The following is an 18,926-nucleotide window of genomic DNA, read 5'->3' on the forward strand; positions in this document are numbered from 1 at the left end:
ATCCGCACCTTTTTTAAAAATATCAAACACTCCCATTTTTATTCAAAAAACTCGGCGTTAAATTTCTCTTCGTTAAAATTTTTACCTAAAAATTTACAGGCTTCGATCATATCAGTTCTTGCTATTTCAAAGCAACTAGTAGCCCCAGGACTTGGAGTCATATTAAAACTTATACCCTCGCCTGTGCTTATCTTGCCCTCGCCAAGCTCAAGGCACTTTTTATTACGGTCGATAACTTGCGGTCTTACGCCGCCAAAATTTATAGCATAGCTTAGGTCATTTTCACTTAGGCTTGGCACGATCTTTCTAGCGTCTTTTACAAATTCTTTTTTATTGATAAATGGCACTTCAAATAAGAAATTTCTTAAAATATAAGATCTGATGTCGCTATCTTTTAAGAGATTTGTAAAGACTTCAAAGACATTTTTATCAAATTTTAGGCATTTACAAAAGTCAAAAAAGCTTGAACAGCCGTGATATCTCTCTAGTTTTGGTATGACTAGAGCTGTTGGTCCAAAGCGGGTGTTGCCATTAGCTAGGATATCTGGATCGCCGTGAAGCGCAGCAAATGGCAGCTTATCGTTTTGCACCATATAAACTTTGCCGTTTAGTAAGCGTTTTTTTGCGAAATAAAAGCTTCCAGCAACGGGCAATGTACTAAGATGAAGCCCATAACCCATCTTGTGAGCCAAAAATAGCGAGTGTCCTCCAGCATCGACTACGACGTAGTTTGCAGTGATCACCTCACCATCATTTATCTTTATGTGAAATGTATCGCCAGCCTTTTTTATATCAGTTACTTCTGAGTTTAGGCTGATCTCGTAGCCATCTGCGCCTAAATTTAGCGCATTTTGCACAAGTGAGTTTGCTAAGCCACCAAAATCCATCGTCGTAAACTGCCCATTTTGCGTGCCTATGGCGATGATGTTTTCTGTCCTCTCATTGCCATTTGCGTCAAAAACGACGTTTGGCTCGATTTGTTTTAACTTCTCTTTGTCATAAATTTCAAGGTAAGGAAAAAGCTCTCTAAAACTCTCATATCTCTCTTTCATGCGCTCTACTTCAGCATCTCCGATAGCTAGTGCCATCTTTTGATGAGCGAACATATACTTGCCATCAAGATTGTATTTTAGAGCATATTTTACTGGCATATTTGCCACACGAGAGACTTTTTTTGCTTTTTCTAGTGTGTAGTTTGTCTCGATATCGCCACAATGAATGGTTTGTGAGTTGCCTTTGCCGTTTGAATTTAGAGTAGCTACGCCGTCATATTTTTCTAAAAGTGCGACTTTTTTTATGTCGCTAAATGCAGCCAACTCATAAAAGAGCGCCGTCCCACTAATGCCTGCTCCGACAATTACCACTTCAAAGTGCTTCTGCCTCATTTTTTCTCCCAAAAAAGTTTAGTCGCCAAAATGATACTATATTAATTTTAAAACAAACAGCATAGTGAAAAAAGCTAGAATTTTTATATAAAAGAGAAATTTGGCAAGGTTCTCACCTTGCCTTGAAGTTAGAATTTATAAGAGACGTTTACTTTGAAATTTCTACCTGGTTCCCAGTCTATGAAATTTGAGTCGCCTGTATATGTAGCCAATCTTTGAGATTGTGAAGTATAAGCTTTGTTAAAGAGGTTGTAAATTCCAGCGTTTATCTCAAGGCCTTTAAATTTACCGCTGCTTGGTGAATAGGTAGCGTAGATATCGCTAACTGCGTAGCTTGGTATATTCACACTTTCGTCATTACCAGCCGAGATGGTATTTTTTGATGCAAAGTAGATTAGGTTGTAGCCTACTAGCGTATCAATGCTAGAAAATGCATACTCTGCGTTAAATGTGTATTTATCGCCCTGATCTCGGTAGCCGATAACGTTTGAGGTGTAGTATCCGCCCCTTGCTGGGTTTGCTACTCTATCTTTATATTTTACATTTTGATGAGTGTAGCTAGCAGCTAGGCTTAGTGCGTCTAAATTTAGCCTTGCAAGTAGCTCAACGCCGCTTATATCAGCGCCACCAGCGTTTATCCTAACTAAAGTTTGATTTACACCTCCACCTGCTGCGTTGTTATCAACTATTAAATTTTTATATTTTGTCATGAAATATTTTGCAGAGAGGCTATATGAGCTAACTTCATTTATGTCGCCATGATATTTAAGACCAGTTTCGTAGCTATTACCAGTTGTCGCTTTTAGATCCTTATTTGCCGACCAATTTAAGGCTCTGCCCCTGCTGCTTCCACTTGCCATCATCGACTCCATGACATCAGGCCCTCTAAAGACTCTTGCATAGCTTGCAAATGCATTAAGCCCTTTAATGATCTCATAATCAAGCGCAAGCGCTGGGGTAAATTCATTAAATTTATAGGTGTAGCTCTTTACATTTCCAGCTCTGCCGTCGTAGCTTTTTAGCTCGTGATGGGTGTATCTGATGCCTGGTGTGATGGTTAGCGAGCTAAAATTTAGCGCATCTTCCGCATAGATTGAGTAGTTATTTACCTTTTCAGGATAGTGATTATTTGGCTTGTTAAAATTTTTACTTTGGTAAAACTCAGCGCCGTATCTAAGCGTCTGCGTCAAAGCGCCGGTCTCGACTATACTCTTAGCCTTTGCATTTATGCCGTTTGTCTTTACGCCTAAAATTTTTAAGACCGGATCATCTTTTTTATGCTCGGTATTATATGCCGTTACCTCTAAATTCAAAAGATTACTAGGCTTGTATTCGTATTTTAGCGTTGTCGTATCGCGCTCGTATTTGCGGTGGTCATCATTTGCATGCGAACTACCAAATTCTGCTCTTAAAGGATAAAGACCCTTAAATTCATTATGCTCTCTTGAGATAGAAATTCTATGCGCATCAAGGAAGCTATAGCCAAGCTTTAAAAGATAGCTAAGGTCGTTGCCATCGCCGCCTATCTTCATTTTATTGCCACTTTTGCCGTAGTCATAGCCTTTGTGATTAATAGCGGCTATAAAATCAAGCCCTTCAACCGGTGCAGTAAAGATCATAAGGCCTTGCGAAAATTCGTCGTTGTTTGAGGCGTAGCCCGTTTTGATTTTTGCGCCGATGATCTCACCACTTTCTAGTAAGTCTTTTGCATCCACCGTTTTAAAGGCGACCGAGCCACCAAGTGCGCCTGAGCCATTTACGACTGACCTTGAGCCAACCTCGACATCAACGGCTTTTATAAGATCTGAATCGATCAGCAAGTCGGCATTGTGGTGAAATGTATTTCCGTTTTGTTTTGCGCCATCTATCGTGATATTTAGACCGCGGTCGCTAACGCCTCTCATATAAATTTTTTGGTTCATGCCGTTTGTGCCGCCCACATAGACTCCAGGGATGTCCCTCATCACGTCTTTTACTAGGCCAGCATTTCTAGTTGAAATTTTGATGTCATCAACGCCGTATCCACCACTGCTACTTGTTACCTCAACTCCGCTTAATACGCTCTCGTCTGCCCCATTTGCACAAACTGCTATGCTTGCTGCAAGAGAGAGTTTAAATAAGCTTTTAAATCTCATATTTTCTCCTAATTTGGTTATTAAAGTTACTATTTTAATTTTATAGCATAATTTTGAGATTGAATATTATAATTTAAAATATAAATTTTGAATAAAAATTTATATTTTATACGATTTATTGGTGAAAATAGAAAAATTATTTTTTACTTTAAATGAAAAATGGTGATAAAAATTTTTAAATTTTTGCTTAAGCTAAGTGTAGATTTTGGCAAGAGTTCCCCTTGCCATAAAATTTTAATATGCTCTTTTATAAGCGTTTTCTATGTTATCGCTCTCGCCAAATTCTTTCATAGCATTAAATGCGAAGTAAGGATTTCTAAGTAGTTCTCTGCCAAGCGCCACGCCGTCACAAACATCGCCAAGTAGCAATGCCTCGCACTCGCCTGCCTTTGTGATAAGCCCCACTGCTATGACAGGAATATTTACTGCACTTTTCACCGCTTTTGCGTAGTCTGCTTGATAAAGTGATGTAAATTTTGGTGCAGCATCGACATTTGCATAGATACCACCAGCCGAGACATGGATGAAGTCAGCTCCATTTTTTTCTAGCTCACGCGCTAGCCTCACACTATCTTCCACGTCCCAGTCACCATTTAGCCAGCTACTAGCACTTATTCTAACGCCAACTGCGATTTTAACGCTAGTTTTTATCTCTTTTAAAATTTCTATCAAAAATTTTATACGGTTTTCAAAACTTCCGCCGTAATTATCTTCTCGCTTATTTATGCCGGCGCATAAAAATTGATTTATCAAATATCCATGTGCTGCATGAATCTCTACCGCATCATATCCTGCATTCTCTGCCCTTACAGCAGCATCTATAAAGCTTTGTTTGACACTTGCGATCTCCTCGATACTCATCTTTTTTGGTGTTGCATATTCTTCACTAAATTTGATCTCACTTGGAGCAATAATGCCATCACAAGTACTCTTTCTACCAGCATGAGCTAGCTGGACAGCCATTTTAGCACCGTATTTGCTGCAGTCTTTTACCAGCTCTGCGTGAGCTTCTATCTGCTCGTCACTCCAAAGACCAAGGTCTTTTTTGCTGATCCTACCTCTAGGCTCGACCGCTGTCGCTTCAACAATGATCATACCAACGCCACCAATCGCCCTTGTTGAATAGTGGAGCCTATGAAAGCATCTTGGACGACCATCCTCTTTTTTAACTTCATACATGCACATAGGGGCCATTATAATGCGGTTTTTAATCTCGATATTACCTATCTTAAATGGTGTAAAAAGCTTACTTTGCATAAATTTCCTTTAAAATTATTTTTGGTTATTTTAGGATATTTGTTTAAATTTTTGGAATTGTAGGAATTTGTGTATTGTAATCTTAAAATTATCAATCAAATTTTAAAATTTTTGAGCGAATGCATTTTGGCTCTAAAATTTGAGCTAAGCTGTAAGCGAAACCAAATTTTTGTAGTCAATTCTTACGAGTGGGTGAAAGTTTTAAAATTTGTAAAAATAGTAAAAATTTACAAAAATTCTATTTCTCACCTTTAAACACAGAAGTAAAATATTCATCGACATTAACGCCGTCTTTTTCATATCTTTTAGCCTTAGCCTTACGTCAGCGTCTTGCCAAAGTATTGGCGGTAGCGCAAACATCACCTTATCAAGGCTAAATTTTCTCATATCTTCGCGCCAACCATCCCAGCGGTAAAGCTCGTAAAATTTAGATATATCGCCGCATAGCGCTCGGTAAAAAACGCGAGTAGCCAAGCTGCGTATCTTCCCATTTGCCGCTATCTGGCGCATAGTAAAAGACGTTGCCCGCTTTACCACCAAATGCGCCGCCATTTACCGCGAAAAATCCACCCAAAACATCATCCGCCACAAGCAGATAGCTAGGGCATCTGCCCTGCTTCGCTAAAGCTCTTGCCAAGGTTAAAGCTGTAAATTCCACGCTTCATCTGCTCGCACCCTGAGCCAAGCACGCGCAGCCAACCGCCGTCTATCACGATTCCGCCGCACCCATAAACAAGCGCTCCCATCGGTGAGCGGGTAGTTACTTGAAGTCCTAAAAGCTCGCTTTGCGTCCTGCTCTCATCACGCGGTAAATTTCACTCGTTTTTAGCTTATTTAGCTGCTCTTCTACCAACTCTCAGCCTGGCTCATTTGTATCTATGCACCGCTCTAAGGCCCTTATCGCGAGTTCTTGCGATAAATTTAATGAAATTAAAAAGAAGAATTTGGCGAGTCGCCCCGCCAAATTTGCATTAGAGGATTATTTCGCGTCCCAGGCTAAGATCGTGTTGCCCTCGGCGTCGGTAGCCACGTCGCCCATGCCCATAATGTTGTAGCCGCAGTCGACGTAGTGCACCTCGCCGGTCACGCCGCTAGCAAGGTCGCTAAGCAGGTACATAGCGCTTTTGCCGACGTCTTCTGTGGTGACGTTGCGTTTTAGCGGGCTATTTACTTCGTTGTAGCGTAAAATCATCCTAAAATCGCCAATTCCGCTTGCGGCAAGCGTTTTGATAGGGCCTGCACTGATCGCGTTTACGCGGATATTTTTAGCTCCAAGGTCGTGTGCTAGGTAGCGAACTGAGCTTTCAAGCGCTGCTTTTGCGACGCCCATGACGTTGTAGTGAGGCACGAATTTAGGTCCGCCTAGATATGTGAGTGTAAGCACCGAGCCGCCCTCTTTTAGCACTGGTAAAACCGCACGAGTAAGGCTTAGTAGCGAATACACGCTCGTACCCATCGCGATGTCAAAGGCCTCTTTGGTCGTATTTACGAACTCGCCCTCTAGCGCTTCTTTCGGCGCATAGGCCACAGCATGCACGACGAAATCTATCTCGCCAAGGTCTGCTTTGATGCGATCCGCAAGCCCGTCTAAGTGGGCAGGATTGTTTACGTCAAGCTCATAGACGAATTTGCTCCCAAACTCCTCCGCGATCGGCTCTACGCGTTTTTTCAGCGCGTCGTTTAGGTAGGTAAACGCCATCTGCGCACCCTGCTCGTGACAAGCTTCGGCGATGCCGTAAGCGATAGATTTGGCGTTAGCGACGCCGACGATGAGGCCCTTTTTGCCTTTTAAAATCATTATTTCTCCTTTCTATTTTGCTTGGCTTTTAAGCGATTTGATTTAAATTTTTAAATTTAAAATTTTGATAGCGGCAGTATCATGAGATGGATTTTAATGTTGTGTAGAAATTTTAAGTCAAGACTAGGCACATAGCCTGTCGCAGACTTAAAATTTCCAACTCATTAAAAGACACTCACGAGACGACGCGTATAAGCTCCAAAAACTTCGACGCGTCCCAGCTCGCCGTACCTACCAATACTCCGTCACAGTTCGCAATCCGCGCTATCCCGCCGATATTTGCGACATTGACGCTGCCGCCGTAAAGCAGCGGCGCGCTCGTCTGCTCGCGGATGAAATTTAAAACATTCCCTATCTGCTCCGTGCTCGCACTCTTGCCCGTGCCTATCGCCCAAATTGGCTCGTAGGCGATCAGCAGCCGCTCGTAGCCAAGGTCGATATTTTTTAGCTGTTCCGCCAAAAACTCCTTCGTGCGACCCGCTTCGTTTACGCTCAAATTTTCGCCGATGCAGTAGACGATCTGCCAGTCCGACTTTACGGCGAAGTCGAATTTAGCTCGCAAAAGCTCCTCGCTCTCGCCCAGCTCGCGCCGTTCGGAGTGCCCTATCAGCACGCTTTTTACGCCAAACTCGTCCAGCATCGCCTTGCCGATCTCGCCGGTGTGAGCGCCGCTTTCGCACGGGTAGAAATTTTGCGCACCGAGTTTAAATTTATGAGCCGCAAGATCAAGCGCGCTAAACGGAGGAAATACCGTCACGTCGTCGTTTGCGCTTAAATTTGCGTCTAAAATTTCAGCATATTTAGCAAAGCTCACTCTCGTGTGATTGCACTTTAAATTTGCTAAAAACCTCACCCCGCAGCCTTTCTAAGCGGTTTTATGCCCGGTAGCTCCTTGCCCTCGATGAGCTCCAAGCTCGCGCCGCCGCCCGTGGAGATAAATGTCATCTCGTCGGCATCCCCGGCGCGCTCGACGACGTCGGCCGTATCGCCGCCGCCAACGACCGTAGTCGCGTGTGTGTCGATGATGGCGTGGCTCATCTTGATGCTACCTTTGCTAAATTTATCCATCTCAAAAACGCCCATCGGCCCGTTCCACCAGATGGTTTGCGCGTCAGCGATTACCTCCTTAAAGAGCCTAATCGACGCAGGCCCGATGTCTAGCCCCATCCAGCCACTAGGTATTTCTTGCGCAGGGACGAATTTCACGGCGCTTTCTGCCGAAAACGTCTGAGCTGCGACGACGTCTACGGGTAGGTAAATTTTAACGCCAAGCTCCCTGCCCTTGCGCAAAATTTCGCGCGCATCCTCGATGAGGTCTTCTTCAAGGAGCGAATTTCCGATGTTTTCGCCAAGTGATTTTAAAAATGTAAATGCCATGCCACCGCCAATTATGAGCTTATCTACGCGTGGCAGAAGGTTATGCAAGGCTTGCAGTTTGCCGCTTACCTTGCTGCCGCCCACGACCGCCACGAATGGACGCGCAGGGTGCTTGATGAGATTTTGGGCGAAATTTATCTCTTTTTGTAGTAAAAATCCCGCCGCCTTGTGCTTCTCGTCGTAAAATTTAGTGATCGCCTCGACCGATGCGTGAGCCCTGTGGCAGACGCCAAATGCGTCGTTTATGTAAAATTCGCCAAATTCTGAAAGCTCTTTTGCCAAAGCTTCGTCGTTTTTGGTTTCGCCCTTTTCAAAGCGCAAATTTTCAAGAAGTAAAATTTCGCCCGGTTTTAGTGCGGCGACTTTGGCTTTGGCGTCCGCGCCGACGACGTCCTCGGCAAATATCACGTCTCTATCAAGCAGCCTTGAAAGCCTCTTTGCCACGCCTCGCAGCGAAAATTTCTCCTCAAAGCCGTTTTTAGGGCGTCCTAGGTGGCTAGCCAAAACCACGCTGCAGCCGTTATCTAGGCAGTAGCGGATCGTTGGGATCGCAGAGCGTATGCGGCGGTCGTCGGTGATGTTTAAAAACTCGTCCATCGGCACGTTAAAATCGCACCTGACAAATACCTTCGCGCCGCCGAGCTCAAGGTCGTTGATCGATAAAATTTCACTCATTTTTAGCCCTTTAATTTACTTCGTAGCCACGATCTTAGCTAGGTCGACGAGCCTTGTTGAGTAGCCCCACTCGTTGTCGTACCATGCAAAGACCTTCACCATATCATCAGCGATTACCTGCGTAGTGTCGCTAGCCACGATGCTGCTGTATGCGCTCGTGCAAAAGTCGCTGCTAACTCTATAGTCGTCATCGACGAATAAAATTCCCCTTAAATTTGACTCCGCAGCCGCTCTAAACGCCTCGTTTATCTCCTCTTTGCTAGCAGGTCTTTTTAAAACCGCCGTTAGATCGACCATAGAGACGTTTGCTACCGGTACGCGCACGCTTTGTCCGTGCATCTTGCCGCTTAGCTCGGGAAGTACTTTAGCGATCGCCTTTGCGGCTCCGGTGGTCGTAGGCCCGATATTTAGAGCCGCAGCGCGCGAGCGGCGGAAGTCTTTAGCCTTTACGTCTACTAGGCTCTGACCGTTCGTATAAGCGTGGATCGTGGTCATAAGACCTTTTACGATACCGAATTTATCGTTTAGCACCTTTGCCACTGGAGCTAGGCCGTTTGTGGTGCAGCTTGCATTTGAGACGATCGCTTCGCCTGCGTATTTATCGTCGTTTACGCCGACTACAAAGGTCGCCGTGTCGTCTTTTGCCGGAGCGCTCATGACGACTTTTTTGATACCGCGAGCTAGATACGGTTCGCATTTTTCTGTAGTTAAAAATTTACCCGTACACTCCAAAACCACGTCTGCACCGTAGTCTGCGTAGCTAAGCTCGTTTAGATCTCTTGTTGAAAAAACTCTTATCTTTTTGCCGCTTACTTCTATAAAATCGTCGCTTATCACCTTAACGTCTTGCTTGAATTCGCCGTGCACGCTGTCGTATTTGAGCAGATAGCGCGTCATGTCGCGCGTCGCCGTGTCGTTGATAGCGACAAGCTCAACGTCGTCTCGCTCTAAAATAATACGAGCAGCGCACCTGCCGATACGCCCGAAGCCGTTTATTGCTACTTTAACTGACATCTTAGCTCCTTTTGATATAATTACGCCTAATTCTACAAAAAAGAATTTTAAAACAAATATAAACAAGGCACTTTAATAGATGAAGTTAGCACTTTTTGGCGGGAGCTTTGATCCGGTTCATTTAGGACACGATAGCATTGTGAAAATGGCACTAAGCGGCCTTGACATCGACAAGCTCATCATCATGCCAACTTTTATAAGTCCCTTTAAGAGCGAATTTTCAGCTCCACCAGAGCTTCGCCTAAAGTGGATAAGAGAAATTTGGAGCGCTTTAGAGAAGGTCGAGATCTCAGACTATGAGATAAATTTAGCTCGCCCGGTGCCTACCATAGAGACTGTTAAGTATTTGTATGAGAAATTCAAGATAGAAAAATTTTATCTCATAATAGGCGCGGACCACCTAGCCACGCTTGATAAATGGCATGGCTACGAGGAGCTAAAAAATTTAGTGCAGTTTGTGATCGCTAAGCGCAATCACATAGAAATTCCACGTAATTTACAAAAAATGGACGTGCACGTAGATGTTAGCTCATCGCAAATCAGGCATCAAAAGGGGCTTGATGAGCTGCCTAGCAAGATAAAAGATGAAGTTATAAATTTTTACCAAGGATTAAAAATGCGAGAGAGATCGATGCAAGAGCGCACCGAAAGTATAGTTAAGGTTTTAGACGCAAAAAAGGCTGAAGAGATACAAGTGTTTGATATGAGTGGGGATGATTATTTTGTAAAAGCCGTAGTTATCGCTACTACGCTTGGCGAGAGACACGCTTACTCACTGAGCGAGGATCTAAAAGAGGAGCTTAAACCTCTTGGAGAAAAATTTATAGGCACTGAGAGCTCGCCTGATTGGATCGTGATGGACCTTAGCGACATCTTGATACATCTTTTAAGTCCAGCTTACAGAGCAAAATACAACATCGAAGAGTTTTTGCAAAAGCTAAAAACTAGCAAAGAGTCTTAACAAAAACAAGCGATGAGCAAATAAGCCATAAAAATATAAAAAATGCTAGCAAAAATGGCTTTTTGCCCGTCGCTTTAAATATACTCCTATCTATCCCAAATCCCAAAGCACACATCGCGACGCAAAGGCAGATACTAGCGGCTAGCTTTAAAATTTGCACCAAATTTTCAGGGAAAAATGGCAAAGATCTAACGCAGATCGCCACTAAGAAAAATAGCGCAAACCAAGGTATGCTCTTTAGCTTTGAACCACCGCTATTTTGACTTAAATTTAAGAAATTTAGCAAAAACAAAAATGGCACAAGCATGATGACGCGAAGCATTTTTATGATGACAGCGGTGCTACTTGCTGTGCCATCAAATGCTGCTGAAGCTGCGACTACGTGGGCTACTTCGTGAAGCGAGCCGCCGATAAAAAAGCCAGTTTGGTGTGGCGTGAGAGCTAGAAATTTAGCGATAAATGGATAGATAAACATGCCAATCGTCCCAAAGAGCACCACCGTGCAAATGGCGATAGCAAGCTTGTTTGCGTCTGCTTTTATCTCATTTTGAGTAGCCATAACAGCAGCTGCGCCGCAGATGCTAGCCCCTGAGCCAATGAGCACGGCACTATCCTTGCTAAGCCCCAAAGCCTTAGTGGTAAAAAGCGCAAAGCAAAAGGTCGCAAAGACCATAAAAGCTGCGTATATCACACCTAGAGTGCCAACACTTGCGATCTGGTTAAGGCTTATATTGAAGCCAAAAAGTATGATGCCTAGCCTTAAAATTTGCTTCCCAGCGATCGCCACGACGCCACTAGATTTTAAAATTTGAGTTTGTTTGGTGAAAAGATTTGCAAAAATAGCGCCTAAAATGATAGAGATAATGAGCGGGCTGGTGTAAAATTTAGCCAAAAGTGTGTTTGAGAGTGTAAAAGAAACGGCGCAAATCAGCACTAGAACAAGCACAGCGAAAAATTTATGAGACATATTTTAACCTTAATCTATTTTTTAAAAATGCAATTAGCACGTTTGGGTATAATTAGACGAATTTTATAATGCAAATTTAAAATAAAGATAAAGGGATAGGACTATGATCATCCTTGGCGAAAAATATGCTTTTACCAGCTTAGAACTAGAAAAGCTTAGAAAGAAATTTGGTCAAGTAAATTTTTTATCCCATGAAAATAGCGACGCGAAGGCCTTGCGAAGTGCACTAGAAAATCTCATAAAATCAGGCGATCAAAGGCTGATCGTACTAAATACTGCAAAGCCAGTTGATGGCAAACTGGTGAGGTTTCTCACGCTTTTGCAGTTTAAAACGAAGTATAAAAAGATAAAATTTTTAAACGTAGAGAATTTTTTAGAAATTTACCTACACAAATGTTATATCCCAGAAAATGGCGAAAATCTTAATTTTTTAGATGAGATAAGGCCTTATGGTGCTTTTGCTTACGCACTCAAGCGAATGATCGATTATGCTAGCTGTTTGGTACTTTTTATCTTGCTTTTTGGTCTAAAATTTTATGTAAAGAGAAAGATAGACGAGCAATCACCTGGAAGCCTTTACTTTTTACAAAGTAGAGTTGGGCTGAACAATAGAGAATTTGAGTGCATAAAATTTCGCTCGATGATGGAAGATGCCGAGAAAGATGGGGCAAAATTTGCTAGCGAAAATGATGAGAGAGTATTTGAGTTTGGCGAATTTATGCGAAAAACTCGTATAGACGAGGTGCCACAGTGCATAAATGTCTTTCGAGGGCAAATGCATCTGATAGGACCAAGGCCTGAGCGAAGACACTGGATAAATTTCTTTGAAAAAGAGATACCTTACTACAATGAACGTCACATTGTTCGACCTGGTATCACAGGCTGGGCACAGGTAAATTACCCTTATGGCTCAAATACACACGACGCCAAACAAAAACTCATGTATGATCTTTACTACATCAAACACTGGTCACTTTGGCTGGAGATAAAGATCATAGTAAAAACTATCGCGATTATATTTGAGAAAAAAGGCGTTTAAATTCTCAAGAGCATCATGAGTTTGAGATATTTTTAAATAAACCTTTTTCTAATTTAATTTTGTTGCTTTTAGCCAAAATGAATGCAAATTCTACATCCTATCTTTAGCTGTGATTCCCATTATGTTAAATGCTGTTTTTATCGAGACAGCAACGACTGCAAAGACTTTTAGTAAGCTATCTTCGTTTTCATTTCCAACCACGCGGTTTTCGTTATAAAATTTATGAAAACTAGCAGCTAGTGACTTCAAATAGTCTGGTATCTTTTGAAGCTGTCTTGAGATAAAAGCATCCTCTAAAATTTCAGGTAAAATCAGCGCTTCAAAAAGTAAATTTTTAGCATTTTCATCTAGACATTTAAAGTCCGCATTTATCACGTCACAAACGCTTTTTCCAGCCTTTGAAAAGATCTGATTTATCCTGGCATGAGCATAATTTATATAAAAAATAGGATTTGAGCTATCCTCTTTTTTAAGCTCATCTACGTCAAATTCCAAACTACTCGTATTTGCCTTGCTTATAAAGATAAATCTAAGCGCCTCAGCACCGATCTCGCTTGCAATATCGCTCATCAGCACGGCATTACCAGCGCGCTTGCTCATCTTGTATGGCTTGCCATCTTTTAGCAGACTAACCATCTGCATAAGTATCACTTCAAGCTTGCTTTCATCGTATCCAAGGAAATTTATCGCAGCCTTTAGCCTTGCGATATATCCGTGATGGTCTGCGCCCCAAATGTTTATATAGTGGTCAAAATTTCTTTCAAATTTAGCGTTATGATAGATGATATCGCCAGCTAAATATGTCGGTCTGCCGTCATTTCTAACCACAACCCTATCGTTATCGTCGCCAAGTGTGGTAGAAGCGATATAGATAGCGCCCTCTTTTTCATACATTTGATTTGAACGTTTTAGCTTTTCTATAGTTGGCTCCAGGCGGTCGTAAAGTGCTTTTTCACTGGCCCAGCTCTCTATAAAAATGCCAACGTCCGCTAAATCTTTTTTGATGATCTCAAGCACGATATCCTTGCCAAACTCAGCAAGCTCAAGGTTCCTGCTCTCGTCATAAAAAATTTCCTTGCCAAATTTCTCATTTGCAAGCTTAGCGATATCTAAAATATAATCCCCGCGGTAGTATTTCTCTGGATAGACGACACTTTCGTTAAAAAGCTGCTCTTTAGCCGCAAGTGATATCGATGTGCCAAGCAGATCTATTTGATTGCCCGCATCATTTATGTAGTACTCTGTTGAGATAGCATAGCCAAGTCTTTTGCCAAGTCTTGCCAATGTATCGCCGTAAACCGCACCTCTAACGTGTCCGATATGAAGCGGACCAGTTGGATTTGCGCTGATGTATTCTATTAAATAGCTATCTTTTTTTATATCTTCTTTTGCAAAATTTTCGCTATCTAGCAAAATTTGCTTTGAAATTTCATCTAAAAACTCGCTTTTTAGCTTGAAATTTAAGTAGCCATTTACCGCACTGGCTTCAACTATTTTGCTATCACTAAATTTATCGGCAAACTCGCTAGCTATCATGGCTGGCGACTTTTTTAGCTCCTTTGCTAGACTAAAAAGTGGCGTAGCATAGTGAGCTAAATTTTTATCTTTTGGCTTTTCAAGCACAAATTCACGCTCTAAAACCTTTGAAATTTCAGCTTTTATTTTATTTTTCAACTCTAAAACCTATGCGTTTTTAGTTGTTTCTTCTATTTTTTGACTATCGGCATTCTCTTCTTTATGCTCGACTTTCTCACTTTTTTCAGGGGTTGTATCCTCCATCTCAGCCTTAAAAGTCTTTATACCTTTGCCTAGTCCTTTTGCAAGTTCTGGGATCTTCTTTGCTCCAAAAAGTAAAACAATAATCGCTAAAACAACTAGCCAGTGACCAATACTAAAAGAACCCATTTTTTCTCCTCAATAAATTTTTCAAAATGTTATCATAAATTCCTGAATTTCTAGCAATCTATCCACTCATCAATAACGCGTCTTAAGTCTATTTTTGTGCTTTTTAACCTCATCGCTCTAAGAATTGATTTTAGGCCTTTATAACTCTTTTCAATGTCATCATTTACCAAAAAATAATCATATTCTAAGATGTGCTCCATCTCACCAACTGCGTTCATTAGGCGATTTTCTATCATCTCCTCACTATCAGTTCCGCGATTTTTCAAGCGTTTTTTAAGCTCTTTTTTATTTGCAGTTGTGATAAAAACTGAAGTTATGTAGCTTCTAAATTTTTCAAGTGCGATGTGAAAGCCTTGCACATCGATATCAAATATAACTATCTTGCCAGCCTCAAGTGCTGCTAAAACTGGCTTTAAGCTCGTACCATAATAGTTTTTATGCACCTGCGCCCATTCTAAAAATTCGCCCTTTTCTATACCGCTTTTAAACTCATCTTCTTTTATAAAATAGTAATCCACTCCATCGACTTCGCCTTCTCTTTTTGCCCTTGTTGTGCTTGAAATAGAAAAATAAAGATCCTTCTCTTCCTTTAAAAGACGGCCCAAAAGCGTACTTTTCCCACTTCCGCTAGGCCCAGAAACTACTAAAATTTGTCCTTGCAACTACTTTTCCTCAAAACTTATATTTATCTTTATGTTCATATCTTTTAGCACATCTCTTAGTGAGCTTTCATTTAACGACTCATGGACGTGTTTTGTGATCTTTTTGGTTAGCTCTTCTTTATAGTCAGCATCGATTTTTGTTTCATCGCATGAGCTAGTTTGTGGTGCATTATTTAATCCAAATGCTGCTTGCATCGTATTTTCATCTATTTCTTCAATAGATGCTACATCAAAATTTGGGCTACCCAACGTCTCTTCTTTAAAATTTTCTTCCTCAAACACCTCATCTACCATACCTAGATCTTCTTGCGCAAGGACTTCTTCAGAAATTTCTTCATGATCTTCTTTAGTTGGCTCTTTTTCAAGGTCTATATCTTCGCCCAAAGAAATCTCCTCTGCTTCCTGAGTAGATTCTTCATCTATATCTTCCTCTAAATTTTGACTAGCTTCATTTATCAAATTTGCCTCGCTGCTTTCAGGCTCAAAATTTTCATCATTGCCAAAATCAGTCTCTGGTTCATCAAAATTTTCGCTATCTTCGCTAGCTTCTTCGTTTAGCTCTTTATCCAAAGACTCGATCTCGCTGAGCTCTTTTTTACTTTGGCTTATATCATCTACAAAATCTTCATTAAGCTCGGCAGTTTCTAAATTTTGAGAATTTTGCTCGACCATTTTATCAAGCTCATTTTTAGCCTCTTCATCCGCCAAGTCACTCTCGCCCATATCATCTATCTCATCTACAAGCGAACTAAGCTCATCAAAGTTATCACTATGCTCTTCTTTTATCACAGGCGGCTCATTGTTTTGCTCTAAGGATTTGTCTATATCTTCTGAATCAGCCATATATTTGCTAGCTATGTCATTTATCATATCATCATCTATGAGTTCAGTGTCTGTTTCATCAAAACTGATATCTTTATCCTTTAAATCCTCAGCCTCTAGTTCACTTAGCTCCTCTTTTAAAAACTCGTCATCTAAAGCCTCGTTATCAAATTTATCTGCTTTATCATCTTCTTTTGCTAAATTTTCAAGGCCCATATCAATTTCTGGAAGCTCAAAATTTTCTAAATCATCAAAGTTTTTATTGTTTTCGTCGAAGTCATTAAAATTTGTAGGCTCATCTAATCCAAGCTCAAGTTCTTTATCATTGTCAGTATCTTTGTTTTGTTCAAATAAACTAATAAATTCTGTTGGTAAAAAGGGCTTTTCAAGCATAACATCAGCAAAATCTGGCTTTTCACCGCCCCTAGGTGCTAGATACATTATCTTTTGATTTAAATTAACATCGCTGCTATCCATATCACTATCGATGATAATATAATCAAATTGATCGCCAACACTATTAACATCGTCAAATTCGCTATATTCTATGCCTAGTTTATTTAAACTTAACGTTATAAGGCGAGAAACTGCTGGGTTTTTATTTACAAGTGCAACTTTCATAATCCCTCCTTGAAGAGCTTGAGGCTGTATTTTATGATAAATTTCATTGCTATTTACTTAAAAAAACAGTGCTGGCATATCGTTTAAAATCTGCACCATCATATCAGTTATGATTTTTATAATGCCAGCTAAAATAGCTATCAAAACCGAAAAACCGATACTTACCTTAATAGGATAGCCAACAACTAATAGGTTAAATTGTGGCATAGTTTTCATAAGCATGCCAAAAATAGCATCTGAAAGTATAGAGAGCGCGATAATAGGGAAAGCCAGAACAAATCCAAACATAAAAAGATTACCAAAGAGCTTTAGGGCGTAGCTCATCACACCGCTTCTTGGATAAAAATCTCCAAGCGGTATAGCAGAAAGTGAAGTGGAATAAAACTGCAATATTAAATGGTGCCCATCAAGCATCAAAAATGCAAGAAGCGCGATAAAATTTAAAATATTTGCGATCACTGGCGAATTTGTACCAGTTTGTGGATCAAGCACTGAAGCCATCGAAAAACCCATAATCATTGAGATTTGCTCGCCAGCCATTTGAAGTATAGCAAAAACGATATTTAGCAAAAGCCCAGCGCAAAGTCCGAGCATGGCCTCACTTAAAATTTCCATGATCAAAAAATTTATAGCATGCTCATGAGCGTGTGAGAGCGGAAAAAGTACAACACAAAGGGCAAAAACTAGTAAAGTTTTTACGCTAAGCGGGATCTGATTGTGAGAAAAGAATGGAAAAAATACGATAAGCCCACTAAGACGTGCAAAAAGGAGCATAAAGGTTATGACTTTATCCGCTCCAAAAAACTCGACTAGCTCCATTATTTTATATTAACGCCTCGTCCATCTCAGCTGGAATTTCAAGCCCCATGATCTTTAAAACACTAGGAGCGATATTATTTAGACCGCCGTTTTTTACTTTTTTTACGCCATCAGCCATCACAAAACAAAAGACATCATAAGTCGTGTGGTTTGTCAGTAGCTCGCCACTACTATCGCGCATCTCTTCGCAGTTTCCATGATCGCTCGTGATGATCATCGCGTAGTTTTTCTCTTTTGCTTTAGTGTAAATTTCTCCAAGAGCCCTATCTACTGCCTCTACTGCTTTGATTGCGGCCTCATAGTTACCAGTGTGCCCTACCATATCGCCATTTGCGAAATTTACCACAATGAAGTCCTGCTCGTCATCCATACCTTTTAGCACGGCTTTGCAAACCTCTGCTGCGCTCATCTCTGGCTTTTCGTCATAGGTCTTTACCTTTGGACTAGGGATTAGCACCCTTGTTTCATTGCTAGCTAACTCCTCGACGCCACCGTTAAAGAAAAATGTGACGTGGGCATATTTTTCAGTCTCAGCCGTGTGAAGCTGCCTTAGCCCAGCCGCTGCTATGACCTCGCTTAGGGTATTTTTTATCTTTTCATTTTTAAAGAGCACTTCAAATTTAAAATTTGCGTCATATTCGGTCATGGTGATTAGATTTTTGATAGCAAAAGGTCGCTCAAACTCGCTAAATTTCTCCTCGCCTAGAACCTGGCAAATTTCTCTTGCTCTATCATTTCTAAAATTTATAAAGATCACGCCGTCATCTTCGCCCATGCCCTTAAAGCCATTAAAGCTTGCTGGCTTTACAAACTCATCTGTCACGCCCTCATCGTAGCTTTTTTGTAGATACTCACTTGGCGATAAGCTGCTTAAATTTGCTCCATTTACCAAGCTATCGTAGGCCTCTTTTACACGTTCCCAGCGTCTATCCCTATCCATCGCGTAAAATCTTCCACAAACGGTAGCTACCTTAAATTTAGCTTCCAAGCTTTTTATGAAATTTATGCTACTATTTGGACTAACGTCGCGTCCGTCTGTGATAGCGTGAGCAAAAACTTCGCAGCCACTTTTGCTAGCAAGCTCGCACATACCATCAAAATGCTCCATATGTGAGTGCACGCCGCCGTCGCTATAAAGCCCTATGATATGAATCTTTTTGCACTTTTTAAAAAGAGCTTTTAGGGCTTCATTTTCTGCTATCGAGCCATCAGCGAAGCTGCGTGAAATTTTGACCAAATTTTGATACAAAACTCGCCCACTTCCTATGCACATGTGCCCTACTTCGCTGTTTCCCATCTGCCCTTCAGGTAGTCCCACAGCGTTTCCAGAGGTTTTTATGAGCGAGTTTGGAATTTCTTTAAAAAATTTCTCGTAATTTGGCTTTTTAGCCGCCTCAAATGCGTTAAATTTACCGCTTTTATTAAATCCAATACCATCAGTTATTATTAAAATAGTTTTTTGACTCATTTTGAAAATTTATCCTTAATT

Annotated in this window: 16 protein-coding genes and 2 pseudogenes; 2 read left to right on the forward strand and 16 right to left on the reverse strand. The window is 41.2% G+C overall.

The window, feature by feature from the left end:
* Positions 1–38: 38 nt before the first annotated feature.
* The 9 genes and pseudogenes from CYP28_RS06600 to gap all read right to left on the reverse strand — a co-directional run bounded on the left by CYP28_RS06600 (position 39) and on the right by gap (position 9,641).
* Positions 39–1,385 (reverse strand): FAD-dependent oxidoreductase, encoded by a 1,347-nt coding sequence (locus tag CYP28_RS06600; protein ID WP_103593581.1) that lies wholly within the window; start codon positions 1,383–1,385, stop codon positions 39–41.
* A gap of 128 nt (positions 1,386–1,513) precedes the next feature.
* Positions 1,514–3,520, reverse strand: a complete 2,007-nt coding sequence (locus CYP28_RS06605) for a TonB-dependent receptor domain-containing protein (protein ID WP_103593582.1) — start codon at positions 3,518–3,520, stop codon at positions 1,514–1,516.
* A 234-nt stretch (positions 3,521–3,754) separates the two neighbouring features.
* The gene (locus CYP28_RS06610) at positions 3,755–4,777 is read right to left on the reverse strand and encodes an NADH:flavin oxidoreductase/NADH oxidase (protein ID WP_103593583.1); all 1,023 of its coding nucleotides are present in this window, start codon (positions 4,775–4,777) and stop codon (positions 3,755–3,757) included.
* Between the two features lie 201 nt (positions 4,778–4,978).
* Positions 4,979–5,435 (reverse strand): annotated as a pseudogene (locus tag CYP28_RS10925) (DUF2625 family protein).
* A pseudogene (locus CYP28_RS10660) lies at positions 5,377–5,529 on the reverse strand (DUF2625 family protein); the annotation flags it as partial. The pseudogenes CYP28_RS10660 and CYP28_RS10925, both read right to left, overlap by 59 nt.
* Before the next feature lie 227 nt (positions 5,530–5,756).
* The gene (gene fabI / locus CYP28_RS06625) at positions 5,757–6,575 is read right to left on the reverse strand and encodes an enoyl-ACP reductase FabI (RefSeq protein WP_103593585.1); all 819 of its coding nucleotides are present in this window, start codon (positions 6,573–6,575) and stop codon (positions 5,757–5,759) included.
* A gap of 175 nt (positions 6,576–6,750) precedes the next feature.
* Complete coding sequence (locus CYP28_RS06630) at positions 6,751–7,428, reverse strand: triose-phosphate isomerase (RefSeq protein WP_103593586.1); 678 nt, start codon at positions 7,426–7,428, stop codon at positions 6,751–6,753.
* Positions 7,425–8,627, reverse strand: a complete 1,203-nt coding sequence (locus CYP28_RS06635; RefSeq protein ID WP_103593587.1) for a phosphoglycerate kinase — start codon at positions 8,625–8,627, stop codon at positions 7,425–7,427. The genes CYP28_RS06630 and CYP28_RS06635 overlap by 4 nt, the downstream gene beginning before the upstream one ends.
* Positions 8,628–8,642: 15 nt before the next feature.
* Positions 8,643–9,641 carry a type I glyceraldehyde-3-phosphate dehydrogenase gene (gap, locus tag CYP28_RS06640; RefSeq protein WP_103593588.1) on the reverse strand — a complete coding sequence of 333 codons (999 nt, stop codon included), beginning with the start codon at positions 9,639–9,641 and terminating at the stop codon, positions 8,643–8,645.
* 79 nt (positions 9,642–9,720) lie between these two features.
* Between gap and nadD the strand changes: the two genes are divergently transcribed.
* Positions 9,721–10,602, forward strand: coding sequence for a nicotinate (nicotinamide) nucleotide adenylyltransferase (nadD, locus tag CYP28_RS06645; protein WP_103593589.1), 882 nt, complete (start codon positions 9,721–9,723; stop codon positions 10,600–10,602).
* Here the strand turns inward: nadD and CYP28_RS06650 are convergent.
* Positions 10,586–11,569 (reverse strand): YeiH family protein, encoded by a 984-nt coding sequence (locus tag CYP28_RS06650; protein WP_103593590.1) that lies wholly within the window; start codon positions 11,567–11,569, stop codon positions 10,586–10,588. The genes nadD and CYP28_RS06650 overlap by 17 nt on opposite strands.
* Positions 11,570–11,672: 103 nt before the next feature.
* Between CYP28_RS06650 and CYP28_RS06655 the strand changes: the two genes are divergently transcribed.
* Positions 11,673–12,608 (forward strand): sugar transferase, encoded by a 936-nt coding sequence (locus CYP28_RS06655; RefSeq protein WP_103593591.1) that lies wholly within the window; start codon positions 11,673–11,675, stop codon positions 12,606–12,608.
* 90 nt (positions 12,609–12,698) lie between these two features.
* Here CYP28_RS06655 and argS read toward each other — a convergent pair whose 3' ends face one another.
* From argS to gpmI, 6 genes are read right to left on the reverse strand one after another with little or no spacing between them, the layout of a single operon-like run.
* Positions 12,699–14,282 carry an arginine--tRNA ligase gene (gene argS, locus CYP28_RS06660; RefSeq protein ID WP_103593592.1) on the reverse strand — a complete coding sequence of 528 codons (1,584 nt, stop codon included), beginning with the start codon at positions 14,280–14,282 and terminating at the stop codon, positions 12,699–12,701.
* 9 nt (positions 14,283–14,291) lie between these two features.
* Entirely contained in the window at positions 14,292–14,513 is a 222-nt protein-coding gene (gene tatA / locus CYP28_RS06665) for a twin-arginine translocase TatA/TatE family subunit (protein ID WP_021091616.1), read from the reverse strand.
* Positions 14,514–14,563: 50 nt separating this feature from the next.
* Positions 14,564–15,175, reverse strand: a complete 612-nt coding sequence (gene gmk, locus CYP28_RS06670; protein WP_103593593.1) for a guanylate kinase — start codon at positions 15,173–15,175, stop codon at positions 14,564–14,566.
* The gene (locus CYP28_RS06675) at positions 15,176–16,618 is read right to left on the reverse strand and encodes a Highly acidic protein (protein WP_103593594.1); all 1,443 of its coding nucleotides are present in this window, start codon (positions 16,616–16,618) and stop codon (positions 15,176–15,178) included.
* Between the two features lie 57 nt (positions 16,619–16,675).
* On the reverse strand, positions 16,676–17,437 hold the full coding sequence (fliR, locus tag CYP28_RS06680) for a flagellar biosynthetic protein FliR (RefSeq protein WP_054197078.1): 762 nt from the start codon (positions 17,435–17,437) through the stop codon (positions 16,676–16,678).
* 4 nt (positions 17,438–17,441) lie between these two features.
* Positions 17,442–18,905, reverse strand: coding sequence for a 2,3-bisphosphoglycerate-independent phosphoglycerate mutase (gene gpmI, locus CYP28_RS06685; protein ID WP_103593595.1), 1,464 nt, complete (start codon positions 18,903–18,905; stop codon positions 17,442–17,444).
* Between the last annotated feature and the right edge of the window lie 21 nt (positions 18,906–18,926).

Source organism: Campylobacter concisus, assembly GCF_002914195.1.
GTDB classification, from domain to species: Bacteria; Campylobacterota; Campylobacteria; order Campylobacterales; family Campylobacteraceae; genus Campylobacter_A; species Campylobacter_A concisus_M.